The following is a 15,064-nucleotide window of genomic DNA, read 5'->3' as shown; positions in this document are numbered from 1 at the left end:
TGACGGTATATCGACAAAACCGCGGCCGGAGTCGTCGCGCTGGCCGGCACCATGAACTCCTAACGGACTAGCTGCTTTCTGCCCGTCCACAACGGATGCGCGATCGCCGCGACCACCTGCATCCCTGCCGCCGCGGCCAATCCGGCGGCAGGGGAGCAGGCGGCCAACGGTCCAGCTACCGCGTTCCCGAGCGCTATCCCGGCGATCTTGATGCTGGCCGCGGTGGTGAACACCTGCGCGCGCATTTCCGGCGGCGCTTCCCGATGCCGAACCGAGAACAATGCCGCCAGTTGCGGCCCTTCGCCAATCCCGGTGAGCGCGACTGCGGCGACTAGCAGGACCGCATTCGGTGCCACCGCCGCCCAGGCAAGTCCGATTCCGATGGCGACCGCGCTCAATTGCACGGCACGGTCCGGCGAGTACGACCGTCGGGAGAGGACAGTGTTCGCCAGCAGCGACGCGACCGACAACCCGACAAGCAGCAACGTCCCGTATCCCGCGTTGCCGAGCCGCTGCGCGCCGATCAACGGATAGCAGACGAACGCCATTCCGATCCCGACGCACGACAACGTCGAGGTCGCGGTCGACTGCCGCAACGCGGGATTGCGCACGAGAACTGCCGCCGCTTCGAAGAATCGCGGCCGCTGCCGTTCTCCGTTGCCGGGAAGCCGCCAAGCGAACGGCACCGCGATCAACGCCAACGCCCCGGCGACGACCATCGCGGCCGGTGCCCCCGCTGTCGTGGCGAGTACTCCCGCCAACCCGGGCCCGACGAGCGCCGCCGCGGTGAACGTCATCGCGTCAAGCGTGCTCGCCCTGCCGAGCGTCTCCGCCGGGACGAGCGCGGGCACCTGCGCCGTCCATCCGCCCCCGATCGCCGGTGCCAGCAACCCGGTCGCCACGGCAATCCCGACCACCAGCTCGAACGGCGCTGCTCCGAAGAGCGCGGTGATCGCGGCCAGCCCCGCCGCGTATCCGATCAGCCCGATCGCGAGGACTCGGCCCGGCTTACGCGACCGGTCCAGAATCGCGCCCAGCAGCGGCCCGCCCGCCGCGGCCGCGATCGTGAGCCCGGCCAGCAACGTCGATCCGGCGACCGCCCCCGACGCACCCACGCCCAGCAGCAACACCGCCGGACCGGACAACTCGTCACCAGTGCGCGCGGCGGTCGCGCCGGTGAGATACGCCGCGAACCTGTAACGGCTTGTCACTGACAAGATGTTACAGTGGTTCATGCCTGGAACGCAGCCGGATTTCGCGGGCCGCTCCGCCCGGGAGGCCGTCCGTCGTGCCGTAGCGCTGCTCGATGTGCTGCTGGTAGCGGATCCTTCACCGGATTCGGTAGCCGCAGTGCTGGTCGAGCACGGTGAACCACAGGTCCAGCTCTCCGCGCGAGAAGTGGCTGAGCTGCGCGCCGCCGCGCTGGAACTGCGGGAGGTCTTCGCCGCGCCGGACGTCGCTTCGGCCGCCGAGGTGTTGAACGCGCTGTTCTCGACTTACGCCGCGCCCCCGCGCCTGACCGCGCACGACGACAACTTCGGCTGGCACCTGCACGTCGACTCCGCCGACGACGGCCCGTGGGGAGCCTGGCTGATCACTTCCTCCGCGCTGGCTTTGGCCACCCTGCTGGCCGACCGCCAGAGCGTTCCCGGCGGTTTGTGCGCGTCGCCGTCGTGCGGGAAGCCCTTCGCTCACCTCGGCGGGGGAAGTCCGCGCCGCTACTGTTCTTCCCGGTGCGCCACAAGGGAACGCGTCGCCGCCCACCGTGCCCGGCTAACCTGATCGCCATGGAGATCCTTTCCCTGGCGGGCTTCACGAGCTTCGTCCGGGCCAATCCGCTGGGCGTCGTCGCCACGGCCGCCCCGAACGGCCATCCCGAGGCGGCTTTGGTCAGCTTCGCCGTCACCCCGGACGGATCGCTGCTGTTCAACGCCCAGCTCACCACACGCAAGGTGGCCAACCTCCGCGCCAACCCGCGCACCGCCGTGGTCATCGGCTGCACCGGCGCGATTTCGGTCCAGGCCGAAGGCGCGGCAGTCATCGAATCCGGCGCTGCCCGTCGCGAGGCTGGCCAGGTCTACCTGGAGCAGTTCCCGGGCTGTCGCGCCCTGGACGAGGCTTTTGCTCTCATCCGCCTGGTCCCGGATTGGCTGCGCTCGTACGACGCCAGCGTCGAATCAGCCCGAGTCAGCGAGGGCGTGCCGACCTGGGCGTGAGCGCACGCCGCGCCAGCGCGGGCAACGCGACCGCGATCCGTCGCCCGTTGCCCACGACCGCGCGCCGGTTGAGCACGGCGTAATCCATTGCCTCGATCTCGTCCAGAATACCCTCGTACAACGTGATCGCCGTCCGCACGCACGGCCGAGATTCGGGCCGCAGCAACGGAATCCCTGCCTCCGCCCGCCGATATACGGCGCGCGTCCGCGAAACCGCTACCGCAAGCGCCGCCCGTACCCGCGGGTCCGGACGGTCGTTCCGCCGCGCGTCCAGCAACACCGCCCGGTCCACCCCGAACGCCGCCAGTTCCTCCGTCGGCAGATACAACCGCCCGCGGTCGAGGTCCTCGCCGACATCGCGCAGGAAATTAGTCAGCTGGAACGCTTCTCCCAATGCCGCCGCGCTCGGCGAAGCTTCCTCCCGAGGCACGACGGTCCCGAACACCGGCAGCATCTGCAGCCCGATCACGCACGCCGAACCGTAGATGTACTCGCCGAGGTCGGCGTAAGTCGCGTACTCCGCAACGGTCAGGTCCATCCGCATGGAATGCAGGAACGCGTCCACGAGATCGCGGCGGATGTCGTAGCGGCGCACCGTGTCCGCGAGCGCGGCCAGCACCGGATCGGCCGGGACGCCGCCGTCGTAAACCTCGTCGACGAGCCCGGCGACCTTGTCCAGCGCGACCGCCGGATCGGTGCCGGGCTCGGGGTTGTCGACCAGCTCGTCGGCCATCCGCGCGAAGCCGTACAGCGCGTGCGCGGCCGGTCTCGCCCGCGCCGGAAGCAGCCGGGTGGCGAGGAAAAACGTGCGGCCGTGGTGGGCGTTGATGCGGCGGCACTCCGTGTACGCGGCGCGCAGCGCGGGCTCGGCGATGCCGGCCGCGTCGAGTTCGTTCACCGGCCGGTGATCCTTTCCGCGGCGAGGCGTCCGGAGATCAGCACCGGCGGGATGCCGACGCCCGGCGTCGTCCCGCATCCGGCGAGCACCACGTTTTCCGCCGCCCGCACCAGGTTCGCGGGCCGGAACGGGCCGGTCTGTGAGAAGGTGTGCGCGAGCGAGAACGGCGTCCCGGCGGCCAATCCGCGTGCCGTCCAGTCCGCCGGAGTCAGCTGTTCGTCCACAATGTACTCTTCGCGGAACCCGCTGAGGCCACGCGATTCCAGCGTACGCACCAGTTCTTCGCGATAAGCCGGACCGACGCGCGCCCAGTCGATCGGGCCGGTGTTCAGATTCGGGGCCGGAGCGAGCACGGAGACGATCTCGCCTCCGTCGCCGGCGAGCGACGGCTCCGTCGCGGTCGGGCGCGTGACCAGCAACGACGGATCGCTCATCAGCTTGCCCTCGCGGACGATCTCGGCGAAGGTGCGTTCCCACGCCTGGCCGAAAAAGATCGTGTGGTGGTCCAGCTCCGGCCACGAACGGCCCGCGTGCCCGTGCAGCACGAAGGCCGACGGCGAGTACTTCAACGGCAGCACACGCCGCGGACGCGCGCCGATCAGCCGGTACGCCGCCGAAAGCTCTGTCGCGAGCACCACGGCGTCACACTCAATACGCTCGCCCGAGCGCGTCCGTACAGCGCGTACGCGGGACGACACTCGCTCAAGCCACGCAGCTTCCGTGCCGAACCGCAGCTCCGCGCCAGCACGCGACGCAGCGTCGGACATCGCGCGAGCGATAGCGCCCATGCCGCCGCGCGGGTAGTACACGCCGCCGACGGTGTCCATGTACGCGATGACGCCGTACGCGCCGAGCGCACGCGTGGGGTCAAGACCTGCGTACAACGCCTGGAACGAGAAGAGCCGACGTACGCGCTCGTCGCGCAAGAAGCTGGAGACGCGCGGCCCTAACCGGCCGAAGCCGCCCAACGCGGCGAGCTTCACCAGTTCCGGGCGGACGAGATCGAGCGGCGAATCGAAGTTCGCGCCGATGAAATGGTCCTTCTGCGCCGCGTACAGGTCGGTGAGCCACCGCCGCAGCCGCCGGTAACCGTCCGCCTCGGCCGGACCGGCGAACGACCGGATCTCGGCTTCCATCGCGTCGCCGTCGGTGTGCACGGCGAGCGTGCTGCCGTCGGCGAAACGAGCCCGGTACGCCGGATCGAGCCTGGTCAGCGGCACGGTTCCGGCCAGCGATTCGCCGACCGCGTGCAGGGCTTCGTCCACCAGTTCCGGCATGGTCAGCACGCTGGCCCCGGTGTCGACCGCGTTGGCGCCGAAATCCTGCTGGCCGGCTCGTCCGCCGGGCATCTTCTGCTGTTCCAGCAGCGTCACCCGCCGTCCCGCGCCGAGCAGGTGCAGCGTCGCCGACAGCCCGGCCAGGCCCGCGCCGACGACCACCACGTGGTCGGCGCGCCCGTTCACCGTCCGCATCAGAACTTCCGCTGGGTAGCCAGACGGATCAGCTCGGCGAGCGCCGACGGAGCGGGCTCGGCCAGATGCGCGCGGTCGAGCGCGGCGTTCGCGGAGGCGGTCAGCTCGTCGATCCGGCGCTCCACCGCGGCGACCGCGCCGACCGACGTCAGCGCCTCGCGCACGCGATCCACCGTGGCGCCGGCCAGATCGGCGGCCCCGATCGCGTCCGCGATCACCTTGGCCGCGGCGTGGTCGCCTCGCTCGGCGGCGAGCTGCAGGCCGAGCGCCACGAGCAGGGTGCGCTTGCCCTCGCGCAGGTCGTCGCCGGCGGGCTTGCCGGTCACCGACGGGTCGCCGAACACGCCGAGCAGGTCGTCGCGCAGCTGGAACGCCACGCCGACGTCGCCGCCGAACTCCAGCAGGGTGGCGATCAGCCGGTCGTCCGCCCCGGCGAGCGAGGCTCCGAGGTGCAGCGGCCGCTGGACCGTGTACGCGGCGGTCTTGAGCCGGTCGATCCGCAACGCGGCCTCGGGCGAAGCGTCGCCCACGGCCTGCGTGCGGACGTCGAGGTACTGCCCGGCGAGCACCTCGGTGCGCATCGCGCGCCAGGCCGGGCGGGCCGCCGCGATCGTCGCCGGGGGCAGCCGGGCCTCGGCGAACATGTCGTCGGCCCAGGCCAGCGCCAGGTCGCCCACCAGCACCGCGCTGGCCAGCCCGAACACCGACGGCGAACCGAGCCAGCCGCGGTCGGCGTGCAGTTTCTCGGCGGCCACGTGCACGGTCGGCCTGCCGCGGCGCGAGTCGGAGGAGTCGATGAGGTCGTCGTGGATGAGCGCGCACGCCTGGATCAGCTCGAGGCTCGCCACCGCCTGCAGCGCGCCCTCGGCGAGCGGGCCGGATGCCGCGCCGCCCGCGCCGCGCCAGCCCCACCAGGCGAAGGTCGGCCGGATCCGCTTGCCGCCGCCCAGCACGAAACCCGACAGCGCCTCGATCCCGGCCGCGACGCTCGGTTCGGTGCGCAGGATCTCGCTCCCCGCCCGGCCGAGGAAATCGGCCAGCGCACGCTCCACGTGCGCGGGGAGGTCGGCGTCGAATCCGGGCGCGTCCATGCCTTCATCCTCCGGGACGCGGGCGGCCGGGGTCACGCCGGGCGCCCCCGGATGTGGCGCACCAGACGCGGTCAGGCGCTCCGGAACGCGTCCGGACGCGCGCTCGCCGCGAAGTATTCCGCCGCCTCGGCCGGTCCGCGCGGCCGGTAACCGGGTTCGAGGCAGCCGGTGTACCAGTCCTTCGCGAGATGCCACAGCGCGTCGAGCCCGAGCAGCTCGCCCGGACTGTCCACACAGGACTCGTCGCAGTAGAGCCGCTGCTTTCCGCGGTCTCCCGCCAGCTGGTCGGGCGGGACCGGGAAGTACGCCACCTGCGCGCCGGTCGGCGGCCGGTCGCGCCGCACGACCAGCGCGGACGGCTCGCCGCAGCCGGGACAACGCGTCGCCACCAGCACCTCCGGCTCGCCGGAGACGAGGTGCGGGATCGCGAACGAATCCCAGGCGCACCCGCCCCACCACATGGTGTGCTCGCCCATCACCGCGAACCCGAGCGGGACCGCCGCGAACGGCGCGGCCAGCGCCACGTGCTCGCATTCGTCGAGCCACAGCCATCTCGGGTCGGCCATCCGGTGCAGCGCCTGTTTCGCCACCGCGAGCGACCCGTGCGCGGCGTCGGCCAGCTCGGGCGCGGTAGGCGGGCGGCCGCGGGTGGAGAAGGCGCGGTAGACGGCCACGCGCACGTCTTCGTCCCAGGCCAGATCGTCTTCACTGCTCATCGGCTCGCCTCCCCGGGAGGGTTCGATGCCTGACGGTACGCGTGGCCAAGCCCACCCCGCAGCTCTGCCGCGGGTCGCGGCGAGCCACTACCATTTCACTCCATGACGTCGGTGATCGAAAGGCTGCGGGGGGACGGGCCCGCGTTCTCCGTCGAGTTCTTCCCGCCCCGCGACGAAGCCGACGAGGCCGTCCTGTGGAAGGCCATCCGCGAGCTGGAACCGCTGGACCCGGCGTACATGTCGATCACCTACGGCGCGGGCGGTTCGAGCCGCGACGGCACCATCCGCAGCATCGCCCGCGTCGCCACCGAAACCACGCTCTGCCCGATGGCCCACCTGACGGCGGTCGACCATTCGGTGTCCGAACTGCGGAACGTGATCGGCTGGTACGCGGCGGTCGGCGTCCGCAACATCCTCGCGCTGCGCGGCGACCCGCCCGGCGACGTCTACGGCGACTGGGTGCCGCACCCCGAGGGCCTCACCTACGCCGAGGAACTGGTCGAGCTGGTCCGCTCGCTCGGCGACTTCTGCGTCGGCGTCTCGGCGTTCCCGTACGGCCATCCGCGTTCGCCGGACCTGGAATCGGACACGAAGCACCTGGTCCGCAAGTTCCGCGCGGGAGCCGATTTCGCGATCGCGCAGCTGTTCTTCGAGGCCGAGGACTTCCTGCGGCTGCGCGACCGGGTCGCCGCCGCGGGCTGCGACGCGCTCGTGCTGCCCGGCATCATGCCGCTGACCACGCTGCGCACGCTGCACACGACGATCAAGCTCTCCGGAGCCCCGGCCTCGCAACGGCTGCTCGACCGGCTCGAACCGCTGTCGGACGACCCCAAGGCGTTCCGCGCGGCCGGCCTCGACTGGGTCACCGAACTGTGCGAGAAACTGATCGCCGAAGGCGTGCCCGACCTGCACTTCTACACCTTCAACCGGTCCAAGGCGACGCGCGAGGTCGTCACCCGGCTCGGACTGGTGCCCGCCCGCGCGTAACTCCGTGGGCTCGGGGCCCCTCCGGCCGGTAGCGTGCCGGACATGGCTTCCACCGAACAGAGCGTTCCGGAGATCTGCGACCGGTACGTCGACGATTACGTGGCCGTGGACCCGGTCGCGGCCACCATGCTCGGCGTCGCAGGCTACGACGACCAGCTGACCGACTATTCGCCCGCGGGCCACGAAGCCCGTGCGGAGCTGGCGCGGCGCGCGCTGGCCGCCGTGACCGCCGCCGAACCGGCGAACGCGGGGGAGCGGGTCGCGAAGGCCGTGTTCAGCGAGCGGATCGGCCTCGAGCTGGAGATCCACGACGCGGGTCTCGACGCCGCTTCGCTCAACGTGATCGAGAGCCCGGTGCAGGGCCTGCGCATGGTCTTCGACCTGATGCCGACCGACACCCCGGACGACTGGGCGAACGTCGCGGCCCGGCTGCCGAAGGTGCCCGAGGCGCTCGCCGGCGTCCGCGCGTCGCTGCTGGCCTCGGCCGACAAGGGACAGGTTTCGGCGCTGCGGCAGGTCTCGAAGGTCGCCGAGCAGTGCGAGACGTGGGCCGGGCTCAAGGACGGCCCCGGATTCTTCGCCAGCCTGGTCGCCGACGCGGATGTCGATGCGCTGAAGTCCGAACTGGCCTCGGGCGCGCGGGCCGCGGACGAGGCGTTCGCGGAGTTCGCCGGATTCCTGCGCGCCGAACTGGCTCCGAGGGCTCCGGTGAAGGACGCGGTCGGCGAGGACACCTACCGGCTGTGGTCGCGCTACTTCATCGGCGCGGAGCTGGACCTGCGCGAGGCCTACGAGTGGGGTTGGCACGAATTCTCGCGCCTCGAAACGGAAATGCGCGCGGTCGCGAACCGCATCAAGCCCGGTTCGACGCCCGCGGAGGCCGCGGCCGTGCTCGACGCCGACCCGCGCTACCGCATCCAGGGCCGCCCGCAGTTCGAGGCGTGGATGCAGCAGCTGTCCGACGACGCGCTGAAGTCGTTGCGCGGCAAGCACTTCGACATCCCGGACCGGCTGATGGCGCTGGAATGCAAGATCGCCCCGCCCGGCGGTGGCGTCGGCGCGTACTACACCGGACCGAGCGAGGACTTCAGCCGCCCGGGCCGGATGTGGTGGTCGCTTCCCGCGGACCGCAACGAATTCACGACGTGGCGCGAGGTGTCGACGGTCTACCACGAGGGCGTCCCGGGCCACCACCTGCAGATCGCGACGGCGGTCAACCAGGCCGAGACCCTCACGAAGTACCAGCGGCTGATGACGTTCATCTCGGCGCACGGCGAAGGCTGGGCGCTGTACGCGGAACGCCTCATGGAGGAACTGGGTTACCTGTCGGACGACGGCAACCTGCTCGGCATGCTGTCCGAGCAGCTGTTCCGCGCCGCCCGCGTCGTGGTCGACCTCGGCATGCACCTCGAACTGGAAATCCCGGCGGGCACCGGATTCCACGAGGGTTCGCGCTGGACGCCGGACCTGGGCCTGGAGTTCATGCTGACGCGCACGATCACCGATCACGCGCACATCCACGACGAGATCGACCGCTACCTCGGCTGGCCGGGCCAGGCCCCCTCGTACAAGCTCGGCGAACGCCTGTGGCTGGCGGCGCGCGACGACGCCCGAGCGCGGCAGGGTTCGGCGTTCGACATCAAGCAGTTCCACACGAAGGCCCTGAAAATGGGCGGCATGGGACTGGACACCCTGCGCGAGCAGCTGGCGCAACTGGACTGAGACTGCTTTCCCGGGCCGGCGGTTTCCGCTGGCCCGGGAGTCTCCTACGCTTGACTGTGCTTACCGCTCAGCCCATCGCCACGGTCCGGCTGGACCTGCTGCCGCTGTCCGTCTCCCATGCCGAGGAGATGGCTGAGGTGCTGTCCGATCCGGCCCTGCACACGTACATCGGCGGTGCTCCGGACTCGGCGGAGTCTCTCCGTTCGCGTTACCGGCGGATGACCGCGGGCTCGCCCGATCCAGCGGTGTCCTGGCTGAACTGGGTGATCCAGCCGCGCGATTCCGGGCTGGCGGGCACTGTCCAGGCGACGGTCCGCGACGCGGTCGCCGAAATCGCCTGGGTCGTGGGTACTCCGTGGCAGGGCCGGGGCATCGCCACCGAGGCGGCCCGAGGCTTGGTCGGCTGGCTCCTCCGGCAGCCAGTGGACGCGGTCATCGCCCACATCCACCCGGAAAACCGGGCTTCCGCCGCTGTCGCCGCCGCGGCGGGGCTCACCGCCACCGAGGAAGTGCACGACGGCGAGATCCGCTGGCGGCGCACGCGATGAGCGCAACAAAACCGTTGGTCATCTGTCCGGCCGCTGGTTAAGCTCCCGCCCGTGCACCGGATCTTCCTCGTCACCCCACCCCCGGCCTCCTGAGCGGGGCAGTTTTCGCCGCGTGCGCCCGGATCAGGGCACGCGGCCACCGGATGACGTCCTGAACCGGCCAACGCACGCTGCCCCGCGTCGTCGATCTCCGATTCCTTCGACGCAGGAGCCCTCTTCCGCATGTCCATCTCCGCACCTTCGCGCGCCCGCTCGTCCGCCGCTCTCGTCGTAGCCGGCGTCCTCTGGGGAACGGGCGGCCTGTCCGGCTCGCTTCTCGGCCACCAAGCCGGCGTGCACCCACTGGTCGTCGCCACCTACCGCCTGCTCATCGGCGGCGCCGCGAGCGCGGTCTACGTCGCCCTGACCGGCGGACTTCGCTTCCCCGCCAAGCAAACCTGGCGTCGTCTCCTCCTCATCGGCAGCCTCTTCGCCCTCTTCCAAGCCAGCTACTTCGCCGCCGTCGCGCTCAGCTCAGTCAGCGTCGCGACCATGACCACCATCGGCAGCTCCCCGGTCGCACTGACCGTTGCGTCCGTTGTCCGCACTCGCCGCGCACCGCGCGTGACGACGCTGGTGTCCGTCCTGGGCGCCGTCGCAGGTCTGGTGTTGCTGCGCTGGTCCCCGGACTCGGTCGCACAACCCGCCGGAATCCTCTTCGCCCTGCTCGCGGGCTCAGGCTTCGCTGTCCTGACGACAGTCACCGCGAGGCCCGGCTTAGACCCCATGACGACCACCGCGTACGGCTGCTTCCTCGGCGGCCTGTTGCTCACTCCCGCCGCGGCGTGGCTGGGGATGGCGCTTCCTCTCCGGCCGGACGTCCTGCTCGTAGCCGCCTACTTCGGCATCGTGCCGACAGCGGCCGCGTACGCCGCTTACTTCCGCGGTCTATCCGGTGCGCATCCCGTCCTTGGCGCCCTGTCGGCACTGCTGGAGCCGCTGACCGCCACGATCCTGTCCGTGGCGTTCCTCGGCGAACGTCTGGGCGTGCTCGCCTGGACCGGTGCGGCTCTGCTGGTCGCGGCGCTGGCTGTCGGCTATTGGCGGCCGGAACCGGTCAGCGAGGTTCAATCGGGAGCGACCGGCCCAGAATCGCGAACGGCCGCGGATCGCCAGTGAACTGGTAGTCGCGCAGAACGTCGACGAACCCCATGCGCCGGTACAGTTTCCAAGCCCGGCTGGTCCCCTCGGGCGTGGAGAGCAGGACGTTCGCGCTGGGCACGCCGTCGAGCAGCCGGCGCAGCAGGTCCTCGCCGATCTGCTTGCCCTGGTTTTCCGGGCGCACGTGGATCTCGGTGAGCTCGAAGTAGTCCGCGAGCCAGCGCTCGGCTTCCTCCGTTCCGGAGCGGCGGGTGAGGCCGTGCCGGACCTGCTCGTGCCACCACTGCCCGGCGCGGCCCTTGTAGCCGTAAGCGATTCCGAGCAGGACGCCGTTGTCGTCGAGGGCTGCCATGCAGCGCCAGCCCTCGCGCAACGCGTGCGTGAGCCACATCGGCGCGCGCTGCTCGGCCGTGCCCTCGGGGTAGTGCATCGCGTTCACGTAGATCGCCAGCGCTTCCGGCAGCCGGGACCGGAACTCGTCGGCGGAGAACTGCACGTACCGGGAGCACCCGGAGGAGGACATCGCGGTCACAGTCGACCATCCTCCCCTTCGCCCGAGAGATCGCCGGGGGTGCCCCCGGTGAGCGTGACGAGCGCGTCGAAGGTGGTGGGGAAGACCGATTTCGGATGCCCCGCGGCGGCCCACACCTCGGAATGCCCGCGCAACGCCGTGTCCACCAGCGTAACGAGCTTCTCCGGATGCCCGACCGGAGCGACGCCCCCGATCGGCTGCCCGGTGTGCTCCCGGACGAACGCCGCGTCCGCCTTGCCGACCTCCGCGACCCCGGCGAGTTCCGCCAGCCGGGACTCCTTCGCCCGGTGCGCTCCCGAGGTGAGCGCGAGCAGCGCGACCTCAGTCCCGCCGGCGGTGCGGGCACGGAAAACCAGGCTGTTCGCGATAGCGCCGACCGGTACGCCGAGCGCCTCCGCGGCCTGCGCGGCAGTGCGCACTTCGGCGGGCAGCACCCGCACTCCGGCAGCGGCGGCGTGCTGCCCGGCCTCGCCCAGCGCGGCGGTGACCTTGGCGACAGCGGGATGGTCGTGGGTGCTCACCCGGTTATGAGACCACGCCGGTGCGGCCGTGTCCCGCACCACGTGCCCGGATTCCGCCGGCGGGGTTGAGCGGACTCGCCGGCGCGGCTACTCTGGAAACAGATCGAACAGACGTTCGATACCCGGTGGGAGCGCACCGGCCGGTCCCGGGGTGGGGGAAGCACCTCGGGCCCCGGCCGGGCCCACCCGAGCAGGAGGAGGGTCGCCATGTCCGTCTCGGTCGTGTCCCCCGCGGACCGCGCCGCCGAGGGACGCCCAGACCGACCTGGTGCGGTTGGCGAACAGCTGACGTTCGGCGCGCCGGTGGAACAGCCGGGCCGGCCTGATGCCCCGGCGGCTTCCGCGGAGCCGGCTGCTGTCGTTCCTTCGGTTGGTGCTTCGGTTCGGTCCTCTGCTCCGGTGACTGGCTCCGCTCAGCCTGGCCTGGATCTGTGGTCGGGGTCGGAACACGGCTTTGCTGAGTCGTCAGCTTCGGAGGCGAGTTCTGCTGCGCCGGAAGGTGGCCCGGGCCCGCAGCCTGCGCTGGGAAGCAACTTCGCGGCACCGTCGGCTTCGGTGACCGCCTCTGCTTCGGCGGCTGGTTCCGGTTTGGCACCTGCATCGGGAAGTGGCTCTGCTGCTCCGGCTCCTGGTTCGGCGGCCAGTTCAGCCCGGTCCGCCGCTCCGGCGACCGGCCCTGGCTCGCGGCCCGAGCCGGAAAACAGCCCTGCGGTGTCGTCGACCTCGGTGGCTGAGGCTAGCCAGCCTGCTGCTCCAGCGGCGGATTCCGTTTCGCGGCCCGCATCGGGAAGCGATTCGGTTTCGGTGGCTGGTTCCGTTCAGCCTGCTGCTGTGGAGTCTGGCGTCGGTTCGGCGTTCGAGTCGGGAAGCGGCTCTGCTGCGGCGGCCAGCCTGCCCGTCGCTCCGGCGACCGACCCCGCGCCGCCCTTCGCGTCGGAGAACCGTTCCCCCGCAGCGGCCAGCCCCGCTCCCCAGCCCGCACGCACCCCAACCTCCAGGCCCACCGTGCACCACGTCCCCGAAACCACCCTGCCCAGCTCCCCGCCCCCGAGGCAGGTCGTGCACCGCACCCGAGCCGCGGTCCGGCCCTCCGCCGAACCGGCCGCTCGCCGCTCCGGCGTCCAGGGCCAGCCGCAGCTTCCGCTGTCGCTGCGTCCACCGGCCCCTCCGGAGGCGGTCGCCCTCCTCGCCCAGGCGAATCGCGGACTCGATCACGCGGAAAACGAACGCGATCCGGCCGAACGCTTCATCGGCGCCTACCTGGCCGCCTTGCGCGGCGCAGGGGCGGTGCTCGCCGTCCGAGGCCGCCCGCGCCGGGGCCGGGGCCGTCCGGCCAGCGGCTGGGTGCTGCTTGACGCCGTCGCCCCCGAGCTGCGCGAATGGTCAGCGTTCTTCGCCGACCACTCCGAAACCCGGGCCGCCGCCGAAGCGGGCATCACCGGCCGTGTCACCGCCGAACTGGCTGCGGGCCTGCTGCAGGCGACCGCCCAGTTCCTCGAACTGGTCCGCCGAGTCGTGCACGGCCTGCCGATGTCCGGGGAAGCTCATGTCGCGTGAACTGGGCACGGTCGACCACGGCCGGTTGCTTGAAGCGTTCTCCGTGGAGGCGCAGCTGCTGGGGGAGGTGGCGCACTCGGCGTCGCCCGATTCGCCGGTGCCCACCGCCCCAGGCTGGACGTTGAACGAGCTGCTCAAGCACGTCGGCGCCGTGTACTGGCAGGTGCTCGGCTGGATCCGCGACGGCCGCCGTCCCGAATCGTGGCGCGAGCCCCTCCCCGGCCAGCCGGTGGTCGATTTCTACTCCACTGCCCGCGCGGAGCTCGAAGTCGAACTGGCCAACCACGACCCGGCCACCCGAGCCGCCACCTGGTGGTCAGCCGATCCGACCCACGGTTTCTGGCGCCGTCGCATGCTCCACGAAACCCTCGTGCACCGAGTGGACGCCGAAAACGCGGCCGGAATCGGCGACTCGGCAGTCCCGGACGACCTGGCCGCCGACGGTGTCGACGAGGCCCTCACCCTCTACTTCGGACACAAGCTCACCACCATGGGCATCTCGGGAACCCGAAACGGCACAGTGGGTTTCCACACCGGCGGCCACAGCTGGATCGCGCGAGCGGGCCCCGGCGAGACAGAGGCCTGGCGCTGCTCTCCCCGAGAAGCCGACGCCGCGGACGCGATCGTCACCGGCTCGCCCGCGAACGTGTACCTGTGGCTGTGGGGAAGAGCCCCGGTGACCATGGTCCACACTGACGGAGACCACGAGCTGTCCGCCCAAGCCTGGGCCCTGCTGCGACTAGCCACCAGGTAACCGCGGAGAACCGAAAGCGGGGAAGCTTCCCGGTTCTTCCGGCCAGCGCATTTCTGGACCACCCGTGGCGATCCGGCTGTGCCGGCAAGCGCGATACCCTCGCGCTTGCCGGCACAGTTCTTTCACCCGACCTCGCCAACCCGTTGCGCCACCCGGTTTTGTCGGCCCTGCCCGCTACCGTGGCGGCATGGCAACACGTCTGGTCAACCTGGTCACCGCCGCCGAACAACCGGCACGCCTGGCCCGCTTCTGGGCCGACCTCCTCGGCTGGCGGACCACGACAGAATCCCCAGACGAAGCCACCGTCCAACCCCCACCCGACGACGGTTGCGAACTCACCCTGGTCTTCGCCGCGACCTTCCGCCCGAAGACCGACAAAAACCGTCTCCACCTAGACCTCTCCAGCACCTCCGGCGAGAACCAGCGCGAAACAGTCGCCCGAGCCGTTTCCCTAGGGGCACGCCCAATCGACATCGGCCAGCACAACGTTCCGTGGATCGTTCTGGCCGACCCGGAAGACAACGAATTCTGCGTACTCGAACCCCGCGAGGAATACGCCAATTCCGGTGCCATCGCAGCGATAGTCGTCGACGCACAGGACCCCGCGCGCCTAGCCCGCTTCTGGTCCCCGCTCGCAGGGTGGCCGATCATCGCCGACGAGCCCGCCATCACCACCTTGCGCAACCCCGCCGGCCGCGGCCCCACCCTCGAATTCCTGCGCGTGAACAGCCCGAAGCACAGCAAAAACCGCCTCCACCTGGACTTGGCCCTCCACGGCGACCACACCGCCGAAACCCGCCGCCTTCAAGCCGCCGGCGCTCGCCCCGTCGCAGCCGACCAGACCGGCTTCACCGACCCGGAAGACAACGAATTCCGCCTTCTCGTCCCATGCTGACCCGCGCCACTGTTT

17 protein-coding genes are annotated in these 15,064 nt (G+C 71.0%); 9 read left to right on the top strand and 8 right to left on the bottom strand.

Features of this window, described 5'->3' with window-relative positions:
* Positions 1-59 precede the first annotated feature (59 nt).
* Positions 60-1,211 carry an MFS transporter gene (locus H5411_RS28450; protein ID WP_312878641.1) on the bottom strand — a complete coding sequence of 384 codons (1,152 nt, stop codon included), beginning with the start codon at positions 1,209-1,211 and terminating at the stop codon, positions 60-62.
* Between the two features lie 22 nt (positions 1,212-1,233).
* On the opposite strand from H5411_RS28450, the gene H5411_RS28445 reads away from it, so the two are divergent.
* Together H5411_RS28445 and H5411_RS28440 are read left to right on the top strand one after the other, a co-directional pair.
* Positions 1,234-1,782, top strand: coding sequence for a CGNR zinc finger domain-containing protein (locus H5411_RS28445; RefSeq protein ID WP_101434901.1), 549 nt, complete (start codon positions 1,234-1,236; stop codon positions 1,780-1,782).
* Between the two features lie 5 nt (positions 1,783-1,787).
* Positions 1,788-2,216 (top strand): pyridoxamine 5'-phosphate oxidase family protein, encoded by a 429-nt coding sequence (locus tag H5411_RS28440; protein ID WP_183125602.1) that lies wholly within the window; start codon positions 1,788-1,790, stop codon positions 2,214-2,216.
* Here the strand turns inward: H5411_RS28440 and H5411_RS28435 are convergent.
* From H5411_RS28435 to merB, 4 genes are all read right to left on the bottom strand, one after another.
* The gene (locus tag H5411_RS28435) at positions 2,188-3,114 is read right to left on the bottom strand and encodes a phytoene/squalene synthase family protein (RefSeq protein WP_183125601.1); all 927 of its coding nucleotides are present in this window, start codon (positions 3,112-3,114) and stop codon (positions 2,188-2,190) included. The two genes, H5411_RS28440 and H5411_RS28435, sit on opposite strands and share 29 nt — an antisense overlap.
* Complete coding sequence (gene crtI, locus H5411_RS28430; RefSeq protein ID WP_183125600.1) at positions 3,111-4,586, bottom strand: phytoene desaturase family protein; 1,476 nt, start codon at positions 4,584-4,586, stop codon at positions 3,111-3,113. The genes H5411_RS28435 and crtI overlap by 4 nt, the downstream gene beginning before the upstream one ends.
* A complete protein-coding gene (locus H5411_RS28425; protein WP_183125599.1) occupies positions 4,586-5,677 on the bottom strand; it encodes a polyprenyl synthetase family protein in 1,092 nt (363 codons plus the stop codon). The genes crtI and H5411_RS28425 overlap by 1 nt, the downstream gene beginning before the upstream one ends.
* Before the next feature lie 71 nt (positions 5,678-5,748).
* Complete coding sequence (merB, locus tag H5411_RS28420; RefSeq protein WP_183125598.1) at positions 5,749-6,393, bottom strand: organomercurial lyase; 645 nt, start codon at positions 6,391-6,393, stop codon at positions 5,749-5,751.
* Between the two features lie 102 nt (positions 6,394-6,495).
* Here merB and H5411_RS28415 point away from each other — a divergent pair, with 102 nt between their 5' ends.
* The 4 genes from H5411_RS28415 (at position 6,496) to H5411_RS28400 (ending at position 10,808) form a co-directional block, all read left to right on the top strand.
* Positions 6,496-7,380, top strand: coding sequence for a methylenetetrahydrofolate reductase (locus H5411_RS28415; protein ID WP_101434895.1), 885 nt, complete (start codon positions 6,496-6,498; stop codon positions 7,378-7,380).
* 42 nt (positions 7,381-7,422) lie between these two features.
* Complete coding sequence (locus H5411_RS28410; protein ID WP_183125597.1) at positions 7,423-9,102, top strand: DUF885 domain-containing protein; 1,680 nt, start codon at positions 7,423-7,425, stop codon at positions 9,100-9,102.
* A 56-nt stretch (positions 9,103-9,158) separates the two neighbouring features.
* The gene (locus H5411_RS28405; RefSeq protein ID WP_244194918.1) at positions 9,159-9,650 is read left to right on the top strand and encodes a GNAT family N-acetyltransferase; all 492 of its coding nucleotides are present in this window, start codon (positions 9,159-9,161) and stop codon (positions 9,648-9,650) included.
* A 222-nt stretch (positions 9,651-9,872) separates the two neighbouring features.
* Complete coding sequence (locus H5411_RS28400; RefSeq protein ID WP_183125596.1) at positions 9,873-10,808, top strand: DMT family transporter; 936 nt, start codon at positions 9,873-9,875, stop codon at positions 10,806-10,808.
* Here the strand turns inward: H5411_RS28400 and H5411_RS28395 are convergent.
* The 3 genes from H5411_RS28395 to H5411_RS47870 form a co-directional block, all read right to left on the bottom strand.
* A complete protein-coding gene (locus H5411_RS28395; RefSeq protein ID WP_101434891.1) occupies positions 10,747-11,322 on the bottom strand; it encodes a GNAT family N-acetyltransferase in 576 nt (191 codons plus the stop codon). The two genes, H5411_RS28400 and H5411_RS28395, sit on opposite strands and share 62 nt — an antisense overlap.
* Positions 11,319-11,843 carry a YbaK/EbsC family protein gene (locus H5411_RS28390; RefSeq protein ID WP_183125595.1) on the bottom strand — a complete coding sequence of 175 codons (525 nt, stop codon included), beginning with the start codon at positions 11,841-11,843 and terminating at the stop codon, positions 11,319-11,321. Before H5411_RS28390 ends, H5411_RS28395 begins: the two co-directional genes overlap by 4 nt.
* Positions 11,844-12,661: 818 nt before the next feature.
* On the bottom strand, positions 12,662-12,847 hold the full coding sequence (locus H5411_RS47870) for a hypothetical protein (RefSeq protein ID WP_183125594.1): 186 nt from the start codon (positions 12,845-12,847) through the stop codon (positions 12,662-12,664).
* A 55-nt stretch (positions 12,848-12,902) separates the two neighbouring features.
* Here H5411_RS47870 and H5411_RS47865 point away from each other — a divergent pair, with 55 nt between their 5' ends.
* The 3 genes from H5411_RS47865 (at position 12,903) to H5411_RS28370 (ending at position 15,049) form a co-directional block, all read left to right on the top strand.
* A complete protein-coding gene (locus tag H5411_RS47865; RefSeq protein ID WP_376772238.1) occupies positions 12,903-13,400 on the top strand; it encodes an SAV_6107 family HEPN domain-containing protein in 498 nt (165 codons plus the stop codon).
* The gene (locus tag H5411_RS28375; RefSeq protein WP_183125592.1) at positions 13,390-14,154 is read left to right on the top strand and encodes a maleylpyruvate isomerase N-terminal domain-containing protein; all 765 of its coding nucleotides are present in this window, start codon (positions 13,390-13,392) and stop codon (positions 14,152-14,154) included. The genes H5411_RS47865 and H5411_RS28375 overlap by 11 nt, the downstream gene beginning before the upstream one ends.
* Before the next feature lie 187 nt (positions 14,155-14,341).
* A complete protein-coding gene (locus H5411_RS28370) occupies positions 14,342-15,049 on the top strand; it encodes a VOC family protein (RefSeq protein WP_183125591.1) in 708 nt (235 codons plus the stop codon).
* Positions 15,050-15,064 lie beyond the last annotated feature (15 nt).

Source organism: Amycolatopsis echigonensis (genome assembly GCF_014174495.1).
GTDB classification, from domain to species: Bacteria; Actinomycetota; Actinomycetes; order Mycobacteriales; family Pseudonocardiaceae; genus Amycolatopsis; species Amycolatopsis echigonensis.
Note: the sequence above shows the minus strand (reverse complement) of the source record. Positions and strands in the feature narration are given on the sequence as shown.

Coding starts and splice junctions, on each gene's coding strand:
- H5411_RS28370 (WP_183125591.1), top strand. CDS start 14,342: ATGGCAACACGTCTGGTCAACCTGGTCACCGCCGCCGAACAACCGGCA.
- H5411_RS28410 (WP_183125597.1), top strand. CDS start 7,423: ATGGCTTCCACCGAACAGAGCGTTCCGGAGATCTGCGACCGGTACGTC.
- H5411_RS28400 (WP_183125596.1), top strand. CDS start 9,873: ATGTCCATCTCCGCACCTTCGCGCGCCCGCTCGTCCGCCGCTCTCGTC.
- H5411_RS28375 (WP_183125592.1), top strand. CDS start 13,390: ATGTCGCGTGAACTGGGCACGGTCGACCACGGCCGGTTGCTTGAAGCG.
- crtI (WP_183125600.1), bottom strand. CDS start 4,586: ATGCGGACGGTGAACGGGCGCGCCGACCACGTGGTGGTCGTCGGCGCG.
- H5411_RS28445 (WP_101434901.1), top strand. CDS start 1,234: ATGCCTGGAACGCAGCCGGATTTCGCGGGCCGCTCCGCCCGGGAGGCC.
- merB (WP_183125598.1), bottom strand. CDS start 6,393: ATGAGCAGTGAAGACGATCTGGCCTGGGACGAAGACGTGCGCGTGGCC.
- H5411_RS28440 (WP_183125602.1), top strand. CDS start 1,788: ATGGAGATCCTTTCCCTGGCGGGCTTCACGAGCTTCGTCCGGGCCAAT.
- H5411_RS28425 (WP_183125599.1), bottom strand. CDS start 5,677: ATGGACGCGCCCGGATTCGACGCCGACCTCCCCGCGCACGTGGAGCGT.
- H5411_RS28415 (WP_101434895.1), top strand. CDS start 6,496: ATGACGTCGGTGATCGAAAGGCTGCGGGGGGACGGGCCCGCGTTCTCC.